Genomic DNA, 19,012 nt, shown 5'->3' on the forward strand with positions numbered 1-19,012 from the left:
AAAAGTATGATAACTCGATGAAAATTATAGTCAGGTAATTATGGATAAGTGGCTGGAATATTGGCAGCAAGATAATTTGCAGCCTGATGTTTTTACAGATGATACAGGCAACAAACATGCATCCCTGATGCAGTTTTGGCAAAAGCATATTACAGGTTTTGGAGAGGGTGCTAGTGTGCTCGATATTGCGAGCGGGGCTGGTGCGGTTTATCGCTGTGTATCGAATATTGCGGATTATGACGCCCATGCTCTCGATATCTCACAAGACGCTTTAGAGCGTCTGAATGCTGATATGCCAAGTGTCAAAACACACTCTGTATTTTTGAATGATAATACATTACAGGACACTCAGTTTGATGGTGTAGTGAGTCAATTCGGTATTGAATATTTAGGTGATAAAGGTTTCTGCCAAGTCCCACGTTTGTTAAAAACAGGTGCTAAGTGTGTGTTTTTGAGTCACATCAGAGGAGGTGTCGTAGATAATGTTACCGAGCAGAATCTTAACGGTCTTCTTTTAGTTCAACGAACTGATTTCTTAAATCGTGCTCAAAGTGTTGCAAATGCTTTTCGTATAGACGATAAGCTTAAGGTAGAGCATGCAGTTAAACTTTTTATGAAAATTGAGCCAGTACTAGCGGATTATTGCCACAAAGTCCCTAAAGGGCATCATGCGCATCTTTATAGCGGTATTAAAGCGCTACTGTCTCGCTATAATAGTTATGAACATAAGACCGTTATAGACTGGATTAATGTTGCGCGAAAGCAGGCCGCTGAGAACATTGAGCGTTTGCAGTCGATGCATAACGCAGCCTTAGGAACAAGCGACATTGACAGAATTTCAAAGAAATTGTCAAAGCAAGGCCTCTCTATACTGAGTACCGAACCTTTTTATCTGCGCCCCGGCGACCCGCCAGCAGCATGGGAAATTATCGGTGTTAAACAGAGATAGTGCAAAATGGATGCAGCAAGGTCTGCATTATCATCAAAGTGGTAATTTAGAAGAAGCTGAGAATTGTTATAAACAAAGCTTAGTTTTGCAGAGTGATAATTATGAAACTTTGCAATTATTAGGCGCATTAATGCATCGATTAAAACGCCACGCACAAGCTATTAACTATCTTCACCGCTCGCTCAATATAGAGCCAAACCAAGCACATGTTTTGAATTCACTAGGCAATGTTTATAAGGCAATGGGCCAACTTAGTGACGCCCAAAACCAATATGAATTGTCTTTGAAACTAAAGCCCGATTATATTGATCCCTATCTTAACTATTCGTCCCTACTACTTGATCTCAAGCGTTTAAACGAAGTAGGTGTTGTGTTAGAAACGGGACGAGCATATTTTGCACGTAATCCTAGATTTATGCTGATAGAGGCTAAATTAGCGAAAGAGCAGCAAAACTATTCAAAAGCGATTGATATATTGCTTAACTCAATATCCATCTCACCAAATCAAATTGCGACACTTCATGACTTAGGTTTGGCATACCGCTTAAATGGTCAATCTTCATTGGCTATCGAATGTTATCAGAAGGTCGAAAAGTTAGGTCATAGATCGGAAGCCTTTTTTCATAACTATGCGAATGCGCTGAGTGATCAATCAGCTTCTAATATTGCGCTAGAGTATTATTCTAAAGCGTTGCAAATGAATCCTATTGCTAGAGAAACCTTGCTCAACTGGTGTGATTTGATGTGGGAAAGTGGTCAAGCAAGCCATATGTTTGTAGCTTATGAGAGGGCTATTTCCTCTAACACAGATGCTCCCGTTGAGGTTTTTCTTGATTACATTCAAAAACGCTTGCGAATTAAACAGCGTGAAAGTGCACAAGAAATATTACAAAAGATGCAACATTTGTTTCCAAATAGCCCGTATTGTGACGTTGCAGATATTGCGATAAAACGGGAAATGAAAGATTACACCTATAATGAAAGCGCACTCAATATCGCTCTAAGAGAGCCTTCGCTTGAGCTTCAATATAAATTAGATGTTCTTGAATACCTGCTTGAGGCAGGTGCTGTCGAGGGTGTATACAGGCACATAACTGAGTTGTTGAAAGTGCATCCAGATGATCAACTGTTATTGGCGTTATTGCACACCTGCTCGCGTTTGCTGCCTCAATTGAGTTATCCCTTTGGTAGCCTTGAAAACTATCTTTTTGAATATCAAATTCAGCCACCAGAAGGTCAATCGTTAAGCTCTTACCTAGCCGAATTGAAAATTTATTTACTCGAACTTCACAGTTCAAAAGAGCAGCCTTTAGAGCAAACACTGCATAAAGGGACGCAGACGCGCGGTAATCTTTTTGATATCGACCATCCTTTACTCGCGCATATTCAGGCTCAATATCAATTAGCAGTGCGCGCATATATTGAGCAAAAGGGACATTTGCCGCAGTTGTACCCCGGTTTTTGGCAGAAAAAGAAGACCGAATTTAGTGGTTCGTGGTCGGTTGCTTTGAAACAAAGTGGTTTTCATAATCATCATGTACACCCAATGGGGTGGTTAAGTTCGGCGTGTTATATTGCACTGCCAAATCTAACTGATGTCGATAATCAAGGATATTTTCAAGTGGGCGTTCCTAATTTGGCAAATAATGGTTTAGGATTGTCTCCTCTAAAAGAAGTCAAACCTACCCCAGGAAAATTGGTGCTTTTTCCTTCGATGTTGTGGCATGGTACTGTTCCCTTTGAAGAAAATTCCCTTCGACTCTCTATTGCTTGCGACATTGTGTACAGCAAAACCTAAGTAAATTTCAAAAAACTGATATTCATATAAAAGTTTTTCTGCATAGAGAGTTCTCACTTCTTGACATTTATGCAACATCCTGTGAGTATTTGTGTATTGCCCTGCGCAAAAGGGGCAAAACTTTGAATAATAATAAGTGCAGTGACGGTATGTCATTTGTAGCATTTTAATAGACTATAAACGGTTGGGAATATGTCCAAAATGAGCAAGAGAACTCAAATAGCTTCTTGTGTGATCGGCGCCTTTGCGTTGTCAGCAGGCAGCGTCGCATACGCAGGCCCACTTGAAAATTTACAGAATGAAGAACGTAAAATTCAGGTTGCTGCCGCAAAATCACAAGAAAAAATCAATGGATTGTTTGAACAGTCTCAAGAACTGCTGGTTGAATACCGCGGTGTCGTTGATCAAACTGAAAACTTGAAAATATACAATGACTATCTTGCCGGTCTTGTAGCTGACCAGCAACGCGCTATCGATTCTTTGCAGCGTCAAATAGACTCAATCGAAGACACCAAACAAAAGATTGTTCCGTTAATGTATAAAATGATAGACAGCTTAGAGCAGTTTATTAACCTTGACGTGCCAATCAACTTAGAAGAGCGCCTTGCTCGTGTCGAAAGACTTCGTACTCTTATGACCCGTTCAGATGTAACTGTTTCTGAGCAGTTCCGTTTAGTACTAGACGCTTACTCAATCGAAAATCAATACGGTCGTACTATCCAATCTTACGATGGCACCATCAATGTAGGTGGGCAGGATATTTCTGTTGATTTCTTTAATCTAGGTCGCACAGCAGTTATGGCCTTAACCTTGGATCAATCAGCAGCCTATGCGTGGGACAATGATTCACGTTCATGGGAAGAACTAGGTGGTGAGTATCTTGACTCGGTTATTACAGCAGTGCGCATGGCGCAGGGCTTAGTACCAGAAGATCTTATCAAATTACCAATCAAAGCAGCGGAGTAAGGGTTAATGAAAACAACAATAAAGACACTTGTCGCAGCAGCATCCATTGCTTTGGTAGCGGGTTTTGCAAATGCACAGGCACCAACAACACTAGATCAGTTACTTGAGCAAGTTAAAAGAGATAGAGTTTCTGAGCAACGTATCAACGAAGCGCGTGAGCGTGAGTTTTTAGACGACCGTGCTGATAAACAAGCGCTTCTTAGAACTGCTCAAGCAACCTTAAAAGCGGAAGAAGATCGCGGAGATCGCTTAACTAGACAATTCGGTGTAAACGAACAGACATTGATTGACAAAGAAGAAGAGCTAGACCAAGCCTCAGGAACATTAGGCGAAATGTTTGGTGTAGTACGTCAAGCCTCTGCTGATGCATATGGTGTAATTTCTACTTCTATCGTTAGCGCCCAGTACCCAGGTCGCGATACCTTCCTAGCAGAGATGGCGCAAGATTCAAAAGGCCTTCCAAACATCACCGAGCTCGAGCAATTATGGTTAGCGTTACAAACCGAGATGACTGAATCTGGAAAAGTTGCACGCTTTTCGACAGAAGTTGTAGATCTAAACGGCGGTTCTAGTACTCAAGAAGTCATCCGTATCGGTACCTTTAACCTTGTGGGTGAAGCGGGTTACTTATCATTCAATGATGAAGACAACAAAGTTCAGCCATTAGGGCGTCAACCAGAAAGCTTTCAAGTATCTTCTACGCAAGACTTACTTGGTGCTACAAGCGGTATTGTCGCGACATTTGTGGATCCTTCACGAGGCGCGATTTTAGAGCTCTTCAAACAAAAAGCGACGCTCATGGAGCGTTACCATGCAGGTGGTATTGTTGGTTATATCATTACCTTTATGTTGGCCATCGGCTTGTTGATTGGTTTGTATAAAATTGTCTCTTTGACTGCTGTTGGCGGAAAAATGAGAGCACAGTTGAACAACATTGATAATCCTTCTAACAGCAATCCTCTTGGTCGTATATTGACGGTGTATCAAGCAAACAAAACCGCTGATTCTGAAAACTTAGAGTTGAAGCTAGACGAAGCCATACTCAAAGAGTTACCGCGCGTAGAAGCCGGCATCAATATCATAAAAATATTTGCTGCCATTGCTCCGCTGCTAGGTCTATTGGGTACGGTACTGGGTATGATTGCAACCTTCCAACAAATTACATTGTTCGGTACGGGTGACCCACGCATCATGGCTGGTTCGATATCAATGGCACTTGTAACGACTGCACAGGGTATTATTGCGGCTCTACCGCTAATCCTAATGCACAGTATTGTTGCTGGTCGTGCGAAGTCTATCGTTCATATCTTAGATGAGCAGACTGCTGGCATAATTGCCCAGCACGCTGAAACGGAGAAAGCATAATATGTTATTCCTGATTGGATTATGGGAATCTGTCAGGGAATTCATCGCAGCCGGCGGTAACGTTTTGTATTTCGTTGCCGGCGCGCTCTTCTTAATGTGGACGTTAATGATAGAGCGGTATTGGTATCTAACTTCTGTTTTCCCAGGTGTAAGAAAGAAAATTATTACCGATTGGGAAGCGAGGAAAGATACTACATCATGGTATGCGCATAGAATTCGTGATGCATGGATTTCACAAGCCTCTGATGGTTTACAAGCTCGCTTGATTATTATTAGAACTTTAGTGGCAATGTGTCCTTTAATAGGATTACTAGGTACTGTAACTGGGATGATTGGTGTGTTTGAGACCATGTCAACTCAGGGTACAGGTAACCCACGATTGATGGCCGCAGGCATATCAATGGCAACTATCCCAACAATGGCGGGAATGGTTGCAGCACTTTCAGGATTGTTCTTTAGCTCAAGAATTGAGGCTAAAGCGAAGATGTTGAAAGAGTCGCTGGTTGATAGTTTGCCACATCATTAAAAGAGGTTGTTATGGGACGTAAAGTAAGAGAGCCGGATGAAGATGCACAAATTGATATGACACCGATGCTCGATATCGTGTTTATCATGTTGATCTTTTTTATCGTAACAACCGTGTTTGTTAAACAAGCAGGTATTGAGGTTAATAAACCCGACGGTGTGACTGCGGTGCAGTACAAAAACGCAAACATCTTTATTGCGATCACCGAAGACGGCGATGTGTGGATGGATCGGAGACAGATTTCTCTAGAGGCCGTTCGCGCTAACCTCGAAAAACTATTGTTAGAGCAGCCGACTGACGTTGTGTTTATTCAAGCAGACCTAAAAGCGAAACATGGCTTAGTGGTTGAGGTGATGGACCAAGTGAAGGCTGCAGGTATTGATCGCGTGGCTGTAGCAGTGAGAGGCGAATAAGATGGTAAGATTCCTAGTATCCATATTGTTAGGCGCTGGTATTGCATTTACTCTTTTTGTAGTAATGGCAAAGCTAGTCGAAAACACGGGTTCACCTGGCGAGAAACCGCCGCCCCCTCCAGTTATTGATATCGTAATGGCCAAACCAGACGATGAAGCGCAAACGCGTATTCGTACTCCACCACCGCCTCCACCGCCTCCACAAGAGCCGCCAAAGGTAGAAATGGTTGAGCCAGACACTGCAGAAGCGAACGCTGATGGATTTAGTTTGAACATTCCTGGTGTTGATACTGGAAACGTAGGTGTGAGCATTGGCGGTATTGGCGATATGATGAGAGACGGTGATGCGACTCCTATCGTTCGTATAGATCCAAAATATCCGCCAGACGCAGCTCGCGACGGTAAAGAGGGTTGGGTGCTATTATCGTTTACAATAGATACTCTTGGCGGTGTTACTGACGTTGAAGTCTTAGACGCTGATCCGAAGCGAGTATTTGATCGTGAAGCCAAGCGTGCGTTGCGTAAATGGAAGTATCGCCCGAAAGTGGTTGATGGCGTTGCGCAGATGCAACCTGGTCTGCAAGTAAGACTTGATTTCACTTTGGCAGGAAATTGATTATGAGAAATTTAAATATTCAACTTAAAAAATCTGTCGCGCTGTGTTCTCTATTACTGATTGGAACCGCTTCTTCTGTCGTGCAAGCGCAACAAGAAGCACCTATTCTTTGCCCCGGGTATTCTCAACCGAAGACTCAACTTCTAGGTGAAAGAACGGGTAAGAAACTTCAAACAGCTTTCGAAGCATATAACGAAGAGCGTCTAAACGATGCGGTAGCGTTACTCCGCGACATCGAACCAAAAGAACCTTTTGACAGAGCTTCTGTTGAGCGCTTCTTAGGGCAAATTTTAGTGTCGATGGACGGGAATAACGAGGAAGAAGCGCTCAGGCTTTTAGAAGCCGCTGCAAACCGTAATGTGTTGAACGATCGTGATCAAGCTGACTTAATGAAGCTGAATGGCGACTTATCTTTGCAAGAAGAAAAGTATGCAAACGCAATTAAGTGGTACGAAAAGTGGATGGAGTTTACCTGTAAGCAAGATGCAATGACCTATACAAAAATTGCAAAAGGCTACACAGAGACAAAAGAGTTTGACAAAGTTATTATCGCGGCGGACAAAGCTATTGCTTTAGCAGAGAAGCCAGATAAAAATCCATATGCTTTGAAAGTTAATGCTTATCATGAAACTAAAAACTATCCAGCGGCGGTTAAAACTGTTGAGACATTGGTTGAACTGTTTCCTGAAGAAAAAAGCTGGTGGACACAACTTGGTTTCTTCTACATGTTAGTTGAAGACTACAGCACTGCCTTATCAACTTTCGCTCTTGCCTATAAACAAGGGTTTTTGACCAAAAAATCTGAGTATAAAGCGTTGATCCAGTTATATGCATCGAATGATGTTCCATTCAAGTCTGCTGAACTTCACAAGAAGTATATGGAAGCAGGGATGATTGAGGATGATGGTAGCTCGGTTGCCAACCTTGCTAACACTCTGCATCAGGCCAAAGCGCATAAAGAAGCGGCTAAGTACTATGAGCAAGCGGGTAGACTGACAAATGACCCTGACAACTTCCGTAAGCAAGGTGCATTATTGCTGACTGCGGAAGATTATAAAGGCGCAATTGCAGCATTGAATGCCGCTCTAGATGCAAATATAGCTGAAGAAGGAAAAGTTCATTTTTCACTTATGGAAGCTAATTTTTATGCCGGTAATTTCCGTAAGGCATATGAGCATGCCGAAGAAGCGAAGAAAGATCCATCGCTTAGACGAAATGCCACAGCTTGGATGCCCTATATTCAAGAGAAGGCAAAAAATAGAGGAATTAGACTGTAGCTTAGGTTTAAATCATCTTTTAAAAGCCCGCTTTACGCGGGTTTTTTTATGGGAAAAATGTGTTTAGTACTACACTTACATCGAGTCTTTCAAGTAATTAATTAATGCTTTTCGTATTTTCCTTTCTAAAATTTGCTTATTGCCTTGAGTTAAGTGTTTTTCATGCAGCTTATTGAAGCTTTGCTTTAACAAGCTATTTTTTGAATCTAATACTGCGAAATAAATGGCGGGTTTTGCCATAGCATATGAAATTTTATTAGTCAGAAATAGATTCAGCTTTTTAAGCGCCAACATAAGCACAGACTGTTTATTACAAAAGGCGTCATGAAGAGGGATTCCTAGATGAGCAAAAAAAGCATCAAAGCTAGGTTCATATGCTACTAGGTAGCATTTGTCTAAATGAATGAGGGAAAGGGATGAGTCTGATATTTCTGAGTACAATCTGCTGGTCTTATCTAAAAAATGTCCAGTGATGGTTCCACTGCTTGTATCCTTGCGATGTCCTAATTTTACGAGTTCATAACCATTTTTTTGCCAAAAATGGTGTAAAGCAGCAGTTAAACCAAATGAACTAGAGAAACCGTCTACATCAATGGTGATTTTTTGCTCATAAAGATGCCTTAGCATTCTACTACCGATACCTTTGCGATGAACTTCAGTTCGCACGGCGATCCTATGAATTCGACAGGTTTTGTGTGCCAATATTTCGCTTCTGTGCAGGCTCATAGTCAGTGCCTGAAGGCTCATGTGTCCTTGCACTCTGCGCTGGCCAGTGGCAATGGCTTCACATAGCGCAGGTTCGTCAAAGGTATTTTCTCCCCCTTCAATAATGGTACAGATTACGCCATAAAGATTTTCCACCGGATTTAGTGAGCTAGTGTTAATGTAAGCCCACAGTCCATGGTCTTGAGCGTCTAAGATTCTTAAAATGTCGTTGGGGGTAGATTGATAATGTGCTTGTTGCAGTAAAGCAATACAGGCTTTTAGTAATTCAGTATTTTTTAATAAGTCTGTTTTGTTCAACAAAACCAATTTAAAGTTTGCAGAAATCGGGCCGTCTGCTGCTGGCTGTTCTGGTTGAAAGGTTTCTTCTATTAGCGCTTCCAATGCATCATCATTGCCCCATCTGAAAGGCTGAGTAAGGTCATATTGTTCAATTGGTTTGTGAAGGCTAGGTAACCAACGGTAAATTAAACCTTTGCCGCTGCCTTCATATCCTTGAGTGGTCGCACTTATTATTACGTGACTAACGGCATTACATAATTGGTTTAAAAGCTCTGGTGCAATTGAGGCAGCCTCATCTATAAGCAACAGTGTAGCTGCATTTAGTTGTTCGGCTTGATCGGGTGCAATGCTCAATACTTCAATGCTAGGGGAGTTGCTTAGTGAAATGTAGCGCGCCACAATATCTCGCTGGCCTGCAGATGGTGCACAAATAGCGAGTTTCGAAAAGCCAGATAGCGAAGGCGTACTAACAGCATATTCGCATAGTTTAGATAATAGGGTGGTTTTTCCACGACCTCGAGCGCCAGTGATAAAGTGACAGCTATTAGCTTGAGTGTCCCATGAACGTGATATGGCTAACAATGCGGAATGCTGTTGATCGCTCAGAGCAATCTCAGCAGACCGTGTATGCAATTTGGGCTTGGTATTATCTTGAATAAGGGGTAAGACCGAACTTTCTTCGCTGTGCCATGCAACGCCTTTATTGGCTGTAAATATTTGATGAAGATAGTCGGCAAAGAAACTATGTTGATGACCATCCCCATAGCTAAAGCTTACAAGTTTATGAGCGGCGTAATATGCCGCCCAAGTTGAAGGCGCTGGTGTTAATATCACCAAAAGGCCGGGCGCCTCAATTAAACCTGAGGCCGAATAAATATGATTCGGTTGCCATCCTTCTCTGCAATCAAGAACAACAGCATTATACTGCTCTCCAAGCTCTTGTTTGAGAAGCTCAAGCGGTATGCTTTTGTCGAATACTACTTTTATCTGACTTGCAAAATTACCCACATATAAGGTTTTTGCATACTGTGACGCAATGGATTGAAGCGACGTTTGAATCAAGTTAGACAGTTTTTGCGCGGGCTCTTGAAGACTTGTCGCTGTATTACTTAGAACCAAAAGCTGTCGAGACTTGCTATGTAAGTTCCGAGTGCTTATCCATTGCGCAAACTGTGCGGCACTTAAGTCATCATTCATGTGTGATATGGGGTATGATCGTGATTAATCAGTCTTTATCTTACTATGTTAGGAGCATCAATATGCGATTTTTATCACGACGATTGGTAATGCCTCAAGACCTCAATTATGCAAATTCTTTGTTCGGTGGTAGGGCCTTAGAGTGGATAGACGAAGAAGCGGCTATTTATGCTATTTGCCAATTAGACACTAACTGTTTAGTGACCAAACACATTGGCGAAATCAACTTTGAGTCGCCAGCCGCCAAAGGCGATATTGTGGAATTTGGTTTAGCCACCAAACTCGTGGGCACGACGTCAATTACGATCAGTTGTTTAGTGCGCAACAAAGCAACAAAAAAGACCATTTGCTTTGCGGATGATATTGTTTTTGTATCGGTGGACCCAAGCACTCGTTTGCCAGTTGCCCACGGTAAAACCTTAGAAAAATTAGACGCACAGACCGTAGCCGAAATAAAACAGCTGAACCTTGAATAGAAAACGGCAGATTGATTGACAATCTATTTGCTACTGTTAACATACCGCCGGTGTCTTGGGCTTGCCCAGACATGTAACCAAGGGGTGCAACCGTAACGTGTTGCTGAGATTCCAGTGAAAACCCTTATTTACCTGATCCGGTTAGTACCGGCGTAGGAATGGTTGACATACTTCACCTAATACCTGCCGTAATACCGGATCTTTTCAACTAGAAGAGATCCATCATGAAACTTAAAAAATTATCATACGCTATTCACATAGCATGCTTTGCTTTCGCCGCTCCGAGTCTTGCTCAGGTAATTGCTGACGACGATGCTGTTAACACTTTAAATGATGTTGAACGTATCCAAGTCACCGCCGATTTATCAAATCGCGATCTATCTGAACTGCCGGGCAGCAATTTTGTGCTCTCCGAAGCATTAATTAAGACCAGAGAAGCGCGCCATCTCCAAGATTTGGTTGCTGCCATCCCAAACCTTAATTTCACCTCGGGCTCCAGTCGCGGGAAGTTTATCCAAATACGCGGAATAGGAGAGCGTAGCCAGTTCTCAGAGCCGGTAAACCCATCCATTGGTATTCTGCTAGACGACATCGATATTTCGGGTTTAGGAAGCTTAGCTACTCTCTATGACCTGCAGCAAGTTGAAGTGCTGTCTGGACCACAGTCGGTAGCCGTAGGTGTTAATAGCCTGGGTGGGGTAATAAAGTTGGTAAGCAACCCAGCTACACAAACTCATAGTGCGAGCTTTTCAGCGAGTTTGGCCCAGCAAAATGCGCAGCAAATTGGTACAGCGTTTGGAGCGAGTTTAGGCGATGGACTTTCAGCAAAAATAAGTGGCCAAATAAATCGAGAAGATGGCGATATTTACAATGCCTTTTTCGATGCGGATAACACTAATAATATTGATGAAACAACGGCCACCTTATTTCTGAATAAGGAATTTAGCGATACCAAAAGTTTAGGCATGAACCTCTACTACTTTGATATCGACAATGGCTACGATGCATTCTCACTAGACAATGACAAGGTCACTCAATCTGATGAGCCCGGTTTTGATAAAACAGAGGCGTTTGCCGCGAGTATTAAGTTTCAACAGCAGTTCGACCAGCTAGCGGCAGAAGTTACCTTAAGCCATTTGAACGGTGATTTTGACTATGCCTACGATGAAGATTGGACGTTTCCAGCCTTCGATCCCCTAACCTATAGTTCGTTTGACCGTTATTTAAGAAAAGTCAGCAGACAGCGTTTAGACGCTAAATTGTCTAATCATTCAGACCAAGATAAAGAGTGGCTAGTGGGTTTTACATATTCCGACTCTGAAGAAGACCTGCTTCGTCAATACACCTTTAACAGTGAAGATTTCACGAGTGATTTCACTCCGCAGACGTTTTCGGTGTATGGACAATACGGTCTTGATATTAGCGATAAGCTTCGCGCAACTTTTGCCGGCAGATTAGAGCGTTTTGACGCTGACTATTCTGACTCGGATGGTTTTGCAGAGCAAATTAACGATACCCTAGTCGCTGGCTCCGTAGCGCTCGATTATGCTCTAGATGACGCTATGCTGTATGCAAGTTTATCTCGCGGCTATAAAGCTGGCGGTTTCAATTTTGACCAGCGTTTGACCGGCGATAACAGAACATTTGCACCAGAGTTTAACTGGAACATTGAGGCAGGCATAAAAGGACAATTAATGGATAGCCTAGCAAGTTATCAGTTGACTGCTTTTTACATGCGTCGCAGTGATGCGCAGGTAAGCGATTTTGCGGTGTTTGAAAACAGGCAGGCAGATGGCTCGGTAGTCACTGGTTTTGCGGATGCGGTTCGAAATACCGATACCGGGGTTAACAAAGGCCTTGAGCTGAGCTCAAAGTGGGATATCAACAGTCGTTGGCAAGTGCAGGCAAATATTGGCTATCTTGACGCGAGCTTTGGTAACTATACTCGCATTGACGGCAGCTTTGTGCCGAATCAAGAGCAGGCTCAAGCGCCATCCTATACGGTTTATTTGTCATCAGAAATTGTGCTTAGTGATAATTGGTCATGGTTTGTCGACATGGATGCAAAAGATGAGTTTCGTTTCTCTGATGGACACGATGAACGCTCGCCATCGACCATCGTGTTAAATACTAATGTCAGTTGGCAGCAGAATAATCATTTGATTCGCGTTTGGGTGAAAAACGTCACCGATGAGCTTATTTTTACCAGAGGGTTTGGCGGATTTAGCAATGACCCTCGTGACGGCTATGCCTTTGCTGAACCTTATTTTCAGTTTGGTCAGCCGCGCCAGTTAGGCATTACCTATGCATATCAGTATTAAAGGAGAATTAGCATGCGTCTAGTGGTTGAAATTTCACTTTATCCCTTGGCCGAAGTCTATATTGAACCAATAAAAGATTTCATCGAGCGTTTGAATCACTATGAAGATTTATATGTGAAAACAGAGAGCACCAGTACAGTGATTGCCGGTGATAACTCGCATGTCATGGCGGTGTTGCAAAAAGAGATGCAAGTCACTCATGAACAGGTGGGTCAGGCAATTTTTGTTTGTAAGTTTTTGAACGGCACACATATGGAATTGAATTAGTGGCAGAGTTCTATGCCATTGTAATTGAGCAGTGGCAGCAGCAGAGCCTTTTTGAGGTTTATGCCGTGATCTTATCGGTGGCTTACGTTTGGTTAGCCGCCGAGGAATCGATTTGGTGCTGGCCCGCGGCGCTTTTGTCTACGTCGCTGTTTGCTTATGTCTTTTGGGATGTGTCTTTGCTGTTTCAACTGCTGCTGAACCTTTACTATTTAGTCATGGCGGTAATAGGCTTTATGCACTGGCGCCGCAGCAATAACCAAGGCTTTGTGACCTTGCAAATGCCCCCTAAACTGCATTACATATTGATATGCAGCGGCATCGCTTTAACGCTTCTTGTAACGGTACTAGCCACAAGCTTTGCTCAAGCGTGGTTTGGATACGATTTATTGTATTTAGATGCGGGCATCACTATGTTTTCGCTATTAGCGACCTATTTGACCGTGAATAAGTATCTGCAATCTTGGATATATTGGAGTATTATCAACTTCTTAAGTATGTACTTATTCATAACAAACGGGCTCTACTTAACGACACTACTGATGCTAATTTACATAGTCATTGCGATTAGAGGCTATATAAACTGGTCAAAACATTTGTGTGTTGATGATTCACTTTTAGACGATAGCAAGGGTTAACCATTTACATGCAGTTTTATCACTTATTGGATTATTGCGTAAAACAGGTTGGCAGCGGAGCTCAGGTTAAGCTCGAGACCCTTCAAGCCGGCACGATAAATCAAAACTATTGCTTGAGTATTGATGATCATAAATATTTGGTAAAGCAGTTTAGCGGCAACCGATGGCTGCCAATCGATCGCAATAAGACCTTTGACCTGCAGCTACAGCTTGCCCAATTGCAGTTAGCGCCTTTCCCTATTCATTTATCTGACAAACAGGACGTATACATCGAACAATGGCTTGAATATAAGCCACTATCGATGGAAGATGACGACAAAGACATCTGCATAGACGCACTTGCCGCTAGTTTAATTAGAATACATGGGGCGAATGCACAGTGTCCTGCTCTTGACTTACCCGCGCATTGGCAGCGCTATTTAAAAGCAATGTCTGATCCGGATAAAAAATGGCGTAAAAAGACGCAAGAATATACGACTCTATGGCGTAAATACGAGGCTCGCTACGGAGACGACTTTGTACTTTGTCATAATGATTTACACTTGAGTCACGTGAGCCCTGTGCAGGCCTTATACTTAGATTGGGAATATGCTGGAACAAGCTGTCGGTTTTTTGATGTGCTTGCCTGCATTCTTGCCAATCAGTTTGAACAACACAACGCAGATGCTTTGATCAGGCGATATATAGAACTGTCTGACTTTCACCGCGAAGAAGTACTGCAACGCATACGAACTCTTCAACCTATGGTGATTTTTACCCATCAGCTGTGGTGGCAAGCAAATCAACATCAAAGCTTAAAGCGCCAAAAGCCGGCAAAATAAAACCTTTATTTATTTAAGGCGCTCGCTATAATGCACGTGTTCGACAGGGGTGTAGTTCGAATTGGTAGAACAGCGGTCTCCAAAACCGATGGTTGGGGGTTCGAGTCCCTCCACCCCTGCCACTTCTTTGCAAAAAACGTTGCTGACAAAAAGATAGCAACAGCAAAATGGGCAGCAATATGAGTATTGCAAGACAGCAAATCGCATCTTTACACGCTATGGGTATTGATATTTATCAACAGTATCGTAAGCATGGCGAGAAGCCAGCGATAGTCAACAAGGCTTGGTTTGGCGGTTTATTAGATTTGCTTAACATCAATGAAGACAACTGCCAGTTTAGTGATGCATTGCCCATATCGTTTGATCCCGTTACTAAAACACTTGTTTTACCTCTAACGATTACCTCCGATGACGCCTCGATAAAACAGCAAATTTGGCAAAAAATTAAAGGTGACGTGGAGCTTTAATGATTGCAGTTTGTGCGCCTCAACGTCAACACCTCGATAGCGCCTATGCTTTGTTTTGTTCCCACCGAGAATCACCTTGGTCAAAAGCTCTTTTTGAATCCTCTTTGCATAAGCCATTTTCATTAGTCGCATTGCAGGATTCAACGTTACTAGGCTTTATTGTAATTAGTCATGTTTTAGATGAGGCTGAACTTGAGGATATTTGCGTTGACCCTGCCCACCGCCAGCAAGGCGTTGCTAGGGCTTTACTTAGCTCTTCAATGGCTTCACTTAAGGCAAAGGGTATCAAAAAATGGCATTTAGAAGTTAGGCAAAGCAATCAGCCCGCAATTCGCCTGTATGAAAGCTTAGGTTTTGTAAAAGTGGGGAAGCGCAAAGCATACTACTCCAGCGCATCTAATATAGACGATCATCAGACGGCAGAGGCCGCACTTTTGTACAGCTTATTGATTTCAGCAGGCTGAGTTGTCGTTGGTTACGCTTACAAAATATAACGCTACGGAATAATTGGGCTCGCTTTTGGTTTTTTCATCATCAGCCCCACCGCTATCATGATCAGCGTTAAGCCCGCGCCATGATAAATGGTAAAGGATTCTCCTAACCACACTACCGCGAACAAAGAGGTAATGGCTGGCCCACTTGTACCCACGATACTGGTGCGCTCGGGTCCAATTTTATGAATAGCCTCAGCCACCAACAAAGACGGAATGACTGTACAAAAAAATGCCAGCGCTGCAACTAATGCATAAGCGTCGATAGGCACAATTAAACTATTGATATCTTCTGTGGCCATAAAAAATATAAAGATTGCGAGACTTGCTGACAGCATCGCCAAGCTGGTAAATATTTGGCTGCCAATTTTACCAATAATAGGCTTACTCCAAAGCACATATATCGCAAATGCCACGGCACTTAAAAATACAAGGGCGGTTCCTTTGGCAACCTCTGGGCCTAGAGTGCTTAAGTCATGCCCAAATATGAGCAGAATGCCCGCATATGACATACCCAGCAGTAGCCAGATATTTTTGGGGAGCTTCGTTTTAAAGAAAAAGTAAGACATCAGCACGACAATAGTGGGGAAGCAAAACAGCACCACTCTCTCTAGCTGCGCGCTAATATATTGCAGACCCAGCAAGTCTAAATAGCTCGCTATGAAATACCCCAGCACACCCAAGCCTGCAACAGGAATAATATGTTGAATATAACTGGTGCGCTTTGCGCTATTTTTGCTCCAGTAAAAAAACACCACGCCCAGATAAAAAGGCATGGCAAATATCATTCGCAGCGTAATTACCTGCTCACTAGACAGCCCCGCAGCATATGCGTATTTTATTAAAATAGGCTTAAGGGAGAACATAAAAGTTCCGGCTAACGCCATTAAAATGCCTGGTAGAACAGTTTCGTTTATATTTTCTTGCGTCATAGGTTAAGGATGGAGATGTCCTGTTTTCACCAAAATTACGGTTGGCTCGTTGACTCTAGGGTGATGAGAAGAAAGATGTGGGCTGCGCATCCACGTGCCGGCTGGATATTTACCCTGCTCATCTTCAAATGTGCCTTGCAGTACAAAGATTTCCTCTCCGCCGAAATGTTGATGCGGTTTAAATACTTCGCCCTGCGGCCATTTAACCAGAGCGACATGCTCGTATTGAAACTGATGCAATGGCATCACCTCTAGACGCCCTTGCCCCTGCAACCATGGGGTCGTATTAGTATTGATGCGAATTTCAGCCGCGTCTTGAGGATCAAATTGATTGAGTTTTACCCATAACACGCAGCCTTTTTTACTGAAGGGAGCATGAGCGCTATTGGGCGGGTTTCGAAGGTAGGTGCCGGCGGGGTAGTCGCCATTTTCGTCGGAAAACACGCCCTCCAACACAAAAATTTCTTCACCTAATGGATGCTGATGAGTAGTAAATTGTGAGCCCGCTTCGTATTTCACTACGCTAGTGGTGTGCCCCGATTCTTTTGACTCTCGCTCAAGAGGTTTACGCCAAACACCTTTTGCAGGACTTGCAATCCAAGGCAGCGAATGAGTTTCAATGACTAATCGCTTAGAAAAGTCCATATTTATCATGTTAATTCCCCGATAACGGCTGGGTATACGGCTAAGACAGACAAGAAGGATATCGTAGTTCCGCTATCTTGTGCACTAAAGCTTAAAACATTTTAAGTAGTGCCGAGGTTTTGCTACAATCGCGCTCGCTCAAGCCTTCCCAAACCTGAATCTGCATGGTTTTATATAAATCATGTGTGCTTTTATTCTTGAAGGCCATTTAATTGTAAAAATTGACTGCTAATTCAGTCGATGTAGGAACATACCCATGGCTGGTGCCAAAATTACAGAAGAAATCAATAAACGCCGTACATTTGCGATCATCAGTCACCCCGATGCGGGTAAAACGACGATCACAGAAAAAGTCTTGTTGTTCGGAAACGCTTTGCAAATAGCCGGAACCGTAAAAGGTAAAAAGTCGGGGCAACACGCTAAGTCTGACTGGATGGACATGGAAAAAGAGCGAGGCATATCGGTAACTACATCAGTTATGCAGTTTCCTTATCGCGAACATCTAGTCAATCTGCTAGACACGCCTGGTCACGCAGACTTTTCAGAGGATACTTATCGCACGCTTACCGCTGTTGACTCATGTTTAATGGTCATCGACGCCGCCAAAGGCGTAGAAGACAGAACCATCAAGCTCATGGAAGTGACGCGCTTGCGCGATACGCCTATTATCACGTTTATGAACAAGCTTGATCGTGATACCCGCGACCCGATTGACTTGCTTGATGAAGTTGAAGATGTCCTCAATATCAAATGTGCGCCGATCACATGGCCGATTGGCATGGGCAAAGAATTTAAAGGCATCTACCATATCTTACGTGACGAGACAGTCCTGTATAAAAGTGGTCAAGGTCATACCATTCAGGCCAAACGCGTGATTAAAGGAATTGATAATCCAGAATTAGATGCCGCCGTTGGCATATACGCTGAAGAACTAAGAGAGATGTTAGAGTTAGTAAAAGGCGCCTCACATGAATTTGAACTAGAGGCCTTTCTGAAAGGTGAATTAACACCAGTATACTTTGGAACCGCTCTCGGCAACTTTGGAGTTGACCACATGCTCGACGGACTTATTGAGTGGGCACCCAAACCACAGGGGCGCATGACCGACGCCGAGCAATATGTTGATTCCGAATCGAAAGATTTTTCAGGCTTTGTATTTAAGATACAGGCCAATATGGATCCTAAGCATCGTGATCGTATTGCCTTTTGTCGAATTGTATCGGGCAAATACGAAAAAGGCATGAAAATGCGCCATACGCGTATCGGCAAAGAAGTGAGGATATCAGACGCGCTAACGTTTCTGGCCGGTGACAGATCCCTACTAGAAGAAGCATACGCAGGGGATATTATCGGATTGCATAACCATGGCTCGATGCGCATAGGCGATACCTTTACTACCAGTGGCGACTATCGTTTTACCGGCATCCCTAATTTTGCGCCAGAGCTATTCAAGCGTATTCGTTTAAGAGACCCTTTGAAACAAAAGCAATTGCTCAAGGGTTTGATCCAACTCTCGGAAGAGGGCGCGGTGCAGGTTTTTAGGCCGCTAACCAATAACGATCTAATTGTGGGGGCGGTAGGAGTGTTGCAGTTTGATGTTGTTGTTGCGCGACTCAAAGGCGAATATAACGTGGACGCGATATACGAACATATTCATGTTGCCACTGCACGCTGGGTATATGGTGATGCACGCAAAGTAGATGAGTTTAAGCGTAAGGCTGAGCAAAATCTTGCATATGATGGTGCTGACAACTTAACCTACATTGCGCCGACGATGGTGAATTTATCGCTTTCGCAAGAGCGTTACCCTGACATCACCTTTGCTGCAACCAGAGAACAATAAGA

The 19,012-nt window shown here is 43.2% G+C and carries 19 protein-coding genes, 1 tRNA gene and 1 riboswitch; of the genes, 17 read left to right on the top strand and 3 right to left on the bottom strand.

Features of this window, described 5'->3' with window-relative positions; translation table 11 throughout:
* Positions 1 to 40: 40 nt before the first annotated feature.
* The 8 genes from AB9H30_RS01300 (at position 41) to AB9H30_RS01335 (ending at position 7,910) form a co-directional block, all read left to right on the top strand.
* On the top strand, positions 41 to 949 hold the full coding sequence (locus AB9H30_RS01300) for a class I SAM-dependent methyltransferase (protein ID WP_371192783.1): 909 nt from the start codon (positions 41 to 43) through the stop codon (positions 947 to 949).
* On the top strand, positions 933 to 2,747 hold the full coding sequence (locus AB9H30_RS01305; protein ID WP_371192784.1) for a putative 2OG-Fe(II) oxygenase: 1,815 nt from the start codon (positions 933 to 935) through the stop codon (positions 2,745 to 2,747). The genes AB9H30_RS01300 and AB9H30_RS01305 overlap by 17 nt, the downstream gene beginning before the upstream one ends.
* Before the next feature lie 201 nt (positions 2,748 to 2,948).
* Complete coding sequence (locus tag AB9H30_RS01310; RefSeq protein ID WP_371192786.1) at positions 2,949 to 3,713, top strand: DUF3450 domain-containing protein; 765 nt, start codon at positions 2,949 to 2,951, stop codon at positions 3,711 to 3,713.
* Between the two features lie 6 nt (positions 3,714 to 3,719).
* Positions 3,720 to 5,078 carry a MotA/TolQ/ExbB proton channel family protein gene (locus tag AB9H30_RS01315; RefSeq protein WP_371192788.1) on the top strand — a complete coding sequence of 453 codons (1,359 nt, stop codon included), beginning with the start codon at positions 3,720 to 3,722 and terminating at the stop codon, positions 5,076 to 5,078.
* A gap of 1 nt (position 5,079) precedes the next feature.
* A complete protein-coding gene (locus AB9H30_RS01320) occupies positions 5,080 to 5,604 on the top strand; it encodes a MotA/TolQ/ExbB proton channel family protein (protein ID WP_371192789.1) in 525 nt (174 codons plus the stop codon).
* 11 nt (positions 5,605 to 5,615) lie between these two features.
* Positions 5,616 to 6,017, top strand: a complete 402-nt coding sequence (locus AB9H30_RS01325) for an ExbD/TolR family protein (RefSeq protein WP_371192790.1) — start codon at positions 5,616 to 5,618, stop codon at positions 6,015 to 6,017.
* A gap of 1 nt (position 6,018) precedes the next feature.
* Complete coding sequence (locus tag AB9H30_RS01330) at positions 6,019 to 6,633, top strand: energy transducer TonB (protein WP_371192791.1); 615 nt, start codon at positions 6,019 to 6,021, stop codon at positions 6,631 to 6,633.
* 2 nt (positions 6,634 to 6,635) lie between these two features.
* The gene (locus AB9H30_RS01335; protein ID WP_371192793.1) at positions 6,636 to 7,910 is read left to right on the top strand and encodes a tetratricopeptide repeat protein; all 1,275 of its coding nucleotides are present in this window, start codon (positions 6,636 to 6,638) and stop codon (positions 7,908 to 7,910) included.
* 75 nt (positions 7,911 to 7,985) lie between these two features.
* Here the strand turns inward: AB9H30_RS01335 and AB9H30_RS01340 are convergent, their stop codons facing one another.
* The gene (locus tag AB9H30_RS01340) at positions 7,986 to 10,112 is read right to left on the bottom strand and encodes a GNAT family N-acetyltransferase (RefSeq protein WP_371192795.1); all 2,127 of its coding nucleotides are present in this window, start codon (positions 10,110 to 10,112) and stop codon (positions 7,986 to 7,988) included.
* Positions 10,113 to 10,174: 62 nt separating this feature from the next.
* Here AB9H30_RS01340 and AB9H30_RS01345 point away from each other — a divergent pair, with 62 nt between their 5' ends.
* The 8 genes from AB9H30_RS01345 to rimI all read left to right on the top strand — a co-directional run bounded on the left by AB9H30_RS01345 (position 10,175) and on the right by rimI (position 15,563).
* A complete protein-coding gene (locus tag AB9H30_RS01345; RefSeq protein WP_371192796.1) occupies positions 10,175 to 10,588 on the top strand; it encodes an acyl-CoA thioesterase in 414 nt (137 codons plus the stop codon).
* Positions 10,589 to 10,658: 70 nt separating this feature from the next.
* Positions 10,659 to 10,764, top strand: a riboswitch (TPP riboswitch).
* A gap of 48 nt (positions 10,765 to 10,812) precedes the next feature.
* Positions 10,813 to 12,909: a TonB-dependent receptor gene (locus tag AB9H30_RS01350; protein ID WP_371192797.1), complete on the top strand. Its 2,097-nt coding sequence runs from the start codon at positions 10,813 to 10,815 to the stop codon at positions 12,907 to 12,909.
* A gap of 12 nt (positions 12,910 to 12,921) precedes the next feature.
* Positions 12,922 to 13,176, top strand: coding sequence for a YkoF family thiamine/hydroxymethylpyrimidine-binding protein (locus AB9H30_RS01355; protein WP_371192799.1), 255 nt, complete (start codon positions 12,922 to 12,924; stop codon positions 13,174 to 13,176).
* A complete protein-coding gene (pnuC, locus tag AB9H30_RS01360; protein ID WP_371192800.1) occupies positions 13,176 to 13,811 on the top strand; it encodes a nicotinamide riboside transporter PnuC in 636 nt (211 codons plus the stop codon). The genes AB9H30_RS01355 and pnuC overlap by 1 nt, the downstream gene beginning before the upstream one ends.
* A gap of 8 nt (positions 13,812 to 13,819) precedes the next feature.
* Complete coding sequence (locus tag AB9H30_RS01365; RefSeq protein ID WP_371192802.1) at positions 13,820 to 14,632, top strand: phosphotransferase; 813 nt, start codon at positions 13,820 to 13,822, stop codon at positions 14,630 to 14,632.
* Between the two features lie 45 nt (positions 14,633 to 14,677).
* Positions 14,678 to 14,754: transfer RNA gene (locus AB9H30_RS01370), tRNA-Trp, on the top strand.
* Positions 14,755 to 14,811: 57 nt separating this feature from the next.
* On the top strand, positions 14,812 to 15,099 hold the full coding sequence (locus AB9H30_RS01375) for a hypothetical protein (RefSeq protein WP_371192804.1): 288 nt from the start codon (positions 14,812 to 14,814) through the stop codon (positions 15,097 to 15,099).
* Positions 15,099 to 15,563 carry a ribosomal protein S18-alanine N-acetyltransferase gene (rimI, locus tag AB9H30_RS01380; protein ID WP_371192806.1) on the top strand — a complete coding sequence of 155 codons (465 nt, stop codon included), beginning with the start codon at positions 15,099 to 15,101 and terminating at the stop codon, positions 15,561 to 15,563. Before AB9H30_RS01375 ends, rimI begins: the two co-directional genes overlap by 1 nt.
* Positions 15,564 to 15,595: 32 nt before the next feature.
* Here rimI and AB9H30_RS01385 read toward each other — a convergent pair whose 3' ends face one another.
* Both AB9H30_RS01385 and AB9H30_RS01390 read right to left on the bottom strand, forming a co-directional pair.
* Positions 15,596 to 16,477: a DMT family transporter gene (locus tag AB9H30_RS01385; protein ID WP_371192807.1), complete on the bottom strand. Its 882-nt coding sequence runs from the start codon at positions 16,475 to 16,477 to the stop codon at positions 15,596 to 15,598.
* Between the two features lie 48 nt (positions 16,478 to 16,525).
* Positions 16,526 to 17,176: a cupin domain-containing protein gene (locus tag AB9H30_RS01390; RefSeq protein ID WP_371192809.1), complete on the bottom strand. Its 651-nt coding sequence runs from the start codon at positions 17,174 to 17,176 to the stop codon at positions 16,526 to 16,528.
* Between the two features lie 247 nt (positions 17,177 to 17,423).
* Between AB9H30_RS01390 and prfC the strand changes: the two genes are divergently transcribed.
* Positions 17,424 to 19,010, top strand: a complete 1,587-nt coding sequence (gene prfC / locus AB9H30_RS01395; protein WP_371192810.1) for a peptide chain release factor 3 — start codon at positions 17,424 to 17,426, stop codon at positions 19,008 to 19,010.
* Positions 19,011 to 19,012: the final 2 nt, after the last annotated feature.

This window comes from Glaciecola sp. SC05, from assembly GCF_041380235.1.
Taxonomy (GTDB): Bacteria; Pseudomonadota; Gammaproteobacteria; order Enterobacterales; family Alteromonadaceae; genus Glaciecola.

Bases quoted from the DNA above. Each gene is read 5' to 3' on its own strand.
- AB9H30_RS01335 (WP_371192793.1), top strand. From the start codon at position 6,636: ATGAGAAATTTAAATATTCAACTTAAAAAATCTGTCGCGCTGTGTTCT.
- AB9H30_RS01325 (WP_371192790.1), top strand. From the start codon at position 5,616: ATGGGACGTAAAGTAAGAGAGCCGGATGAAGATGCACAAATTGATATG.
- prfC (WP_371192810.1), top strand. From the start codon at position 17,424: ATGGCTGGTGCCAAAATTACAGAAGAAATCAATAAACGCCGTACATTT.
- AB9H30_RS01320 (WP_371192789.1), top strand. From the start codon at position 5,080: ATGTTATTCCTGATTGGATTATGGGAATCTGTCAGGGAATTCATCGCA.
- AB9H30_RS01385 (WP_371192807.1), bottom strand. From the start codon at position 16,477: ATGGCGTTAGCCGGAACTTTTATGTTCTCCCTTAAGCCTATTTTAATA.
- AB9H30_RS01330 (WP_371192791.1), top strand. From the start codon at position 6,019: ATGGTAAGATTCCTAGTATCCATATTGTTAGGCGCTGGTATTGCATTT.
- AB9H30_RS01315 (WP_371192788.1), top strand. From the start codon at position 3,720: ATGAAAACAACAATAAAGACACTTGTCGCAGCAGCATCCATTGCTTTG.
- AB9H30_RS01310 (WP_371192786.1), top strand. From the start codon at position 2,949: ATGAGCAAGAGAACTCAAATAGCTTCTTGTGTGATCGGCGCCTTTGCG.
- AB9H30_RS01355 (WP_371192799.1), top strand. From the start codon at position 12,922: ATGCGTCTAGTGGTTGAAATTTCACTTTATCCCTTGGCCGAAGTCTAT.
- AB9H30_RS01340 (WP_371192795.1), bottom strand. From the start codon at position 10,112: ATGAATGATGACTTAAGTGCCGCACAGTTTGCGCAATGGATAAGCACT.
- AB9H30_RS01365 (WP_371192802.1), top strand. From the start codon at position 13,820: ATGCAGTTTTATCACTTATTGGATTATTGCGTAAAACAGGTTGGCAGC.
- AB9H30_RS01345 (WP_371192796.1), top strand. From the start codon at position 10,175: ATGCGATTTTTATCACGACGATTGGTAATGCCTCAAGACCTCAATTAT.
- rimI (WP_371192806.1), top strand. From the start codon at position 15,099: ATGATTGCAGTTTGTGCGCCTCAACGTCAACACCTCGATAGCGCCTAT.
- AB9H30_RS01350 (WP_371192797.1), top strand. From the start codon at position 10,813: ATGAAACTTAAAAAATTATCATACGCTATTCACATAGCATGCTTTGCT.
- AB9H30_RS01375 (WP_371192804.1), top strand. From the start codon at position 14,812: ATGAGTATTGCAAGACAGCAAATCGCATCTTTACACGCTATGGGTATT.
- AB9H30_RS01300 (WP_371192783.1), top strand. From the start codon at position 41: ATGGATAAGTGGCTGGAATATTGGCAGCAAGATAATTTGCAGCCTGAT.
- AB9H30_RS01390 (WP_371192809.1), bottom strand. From the start codon at position 17,176: ATGATAAATATGGACTTTTCTAAGCGATTAGTCATTGAAACTCATTCG.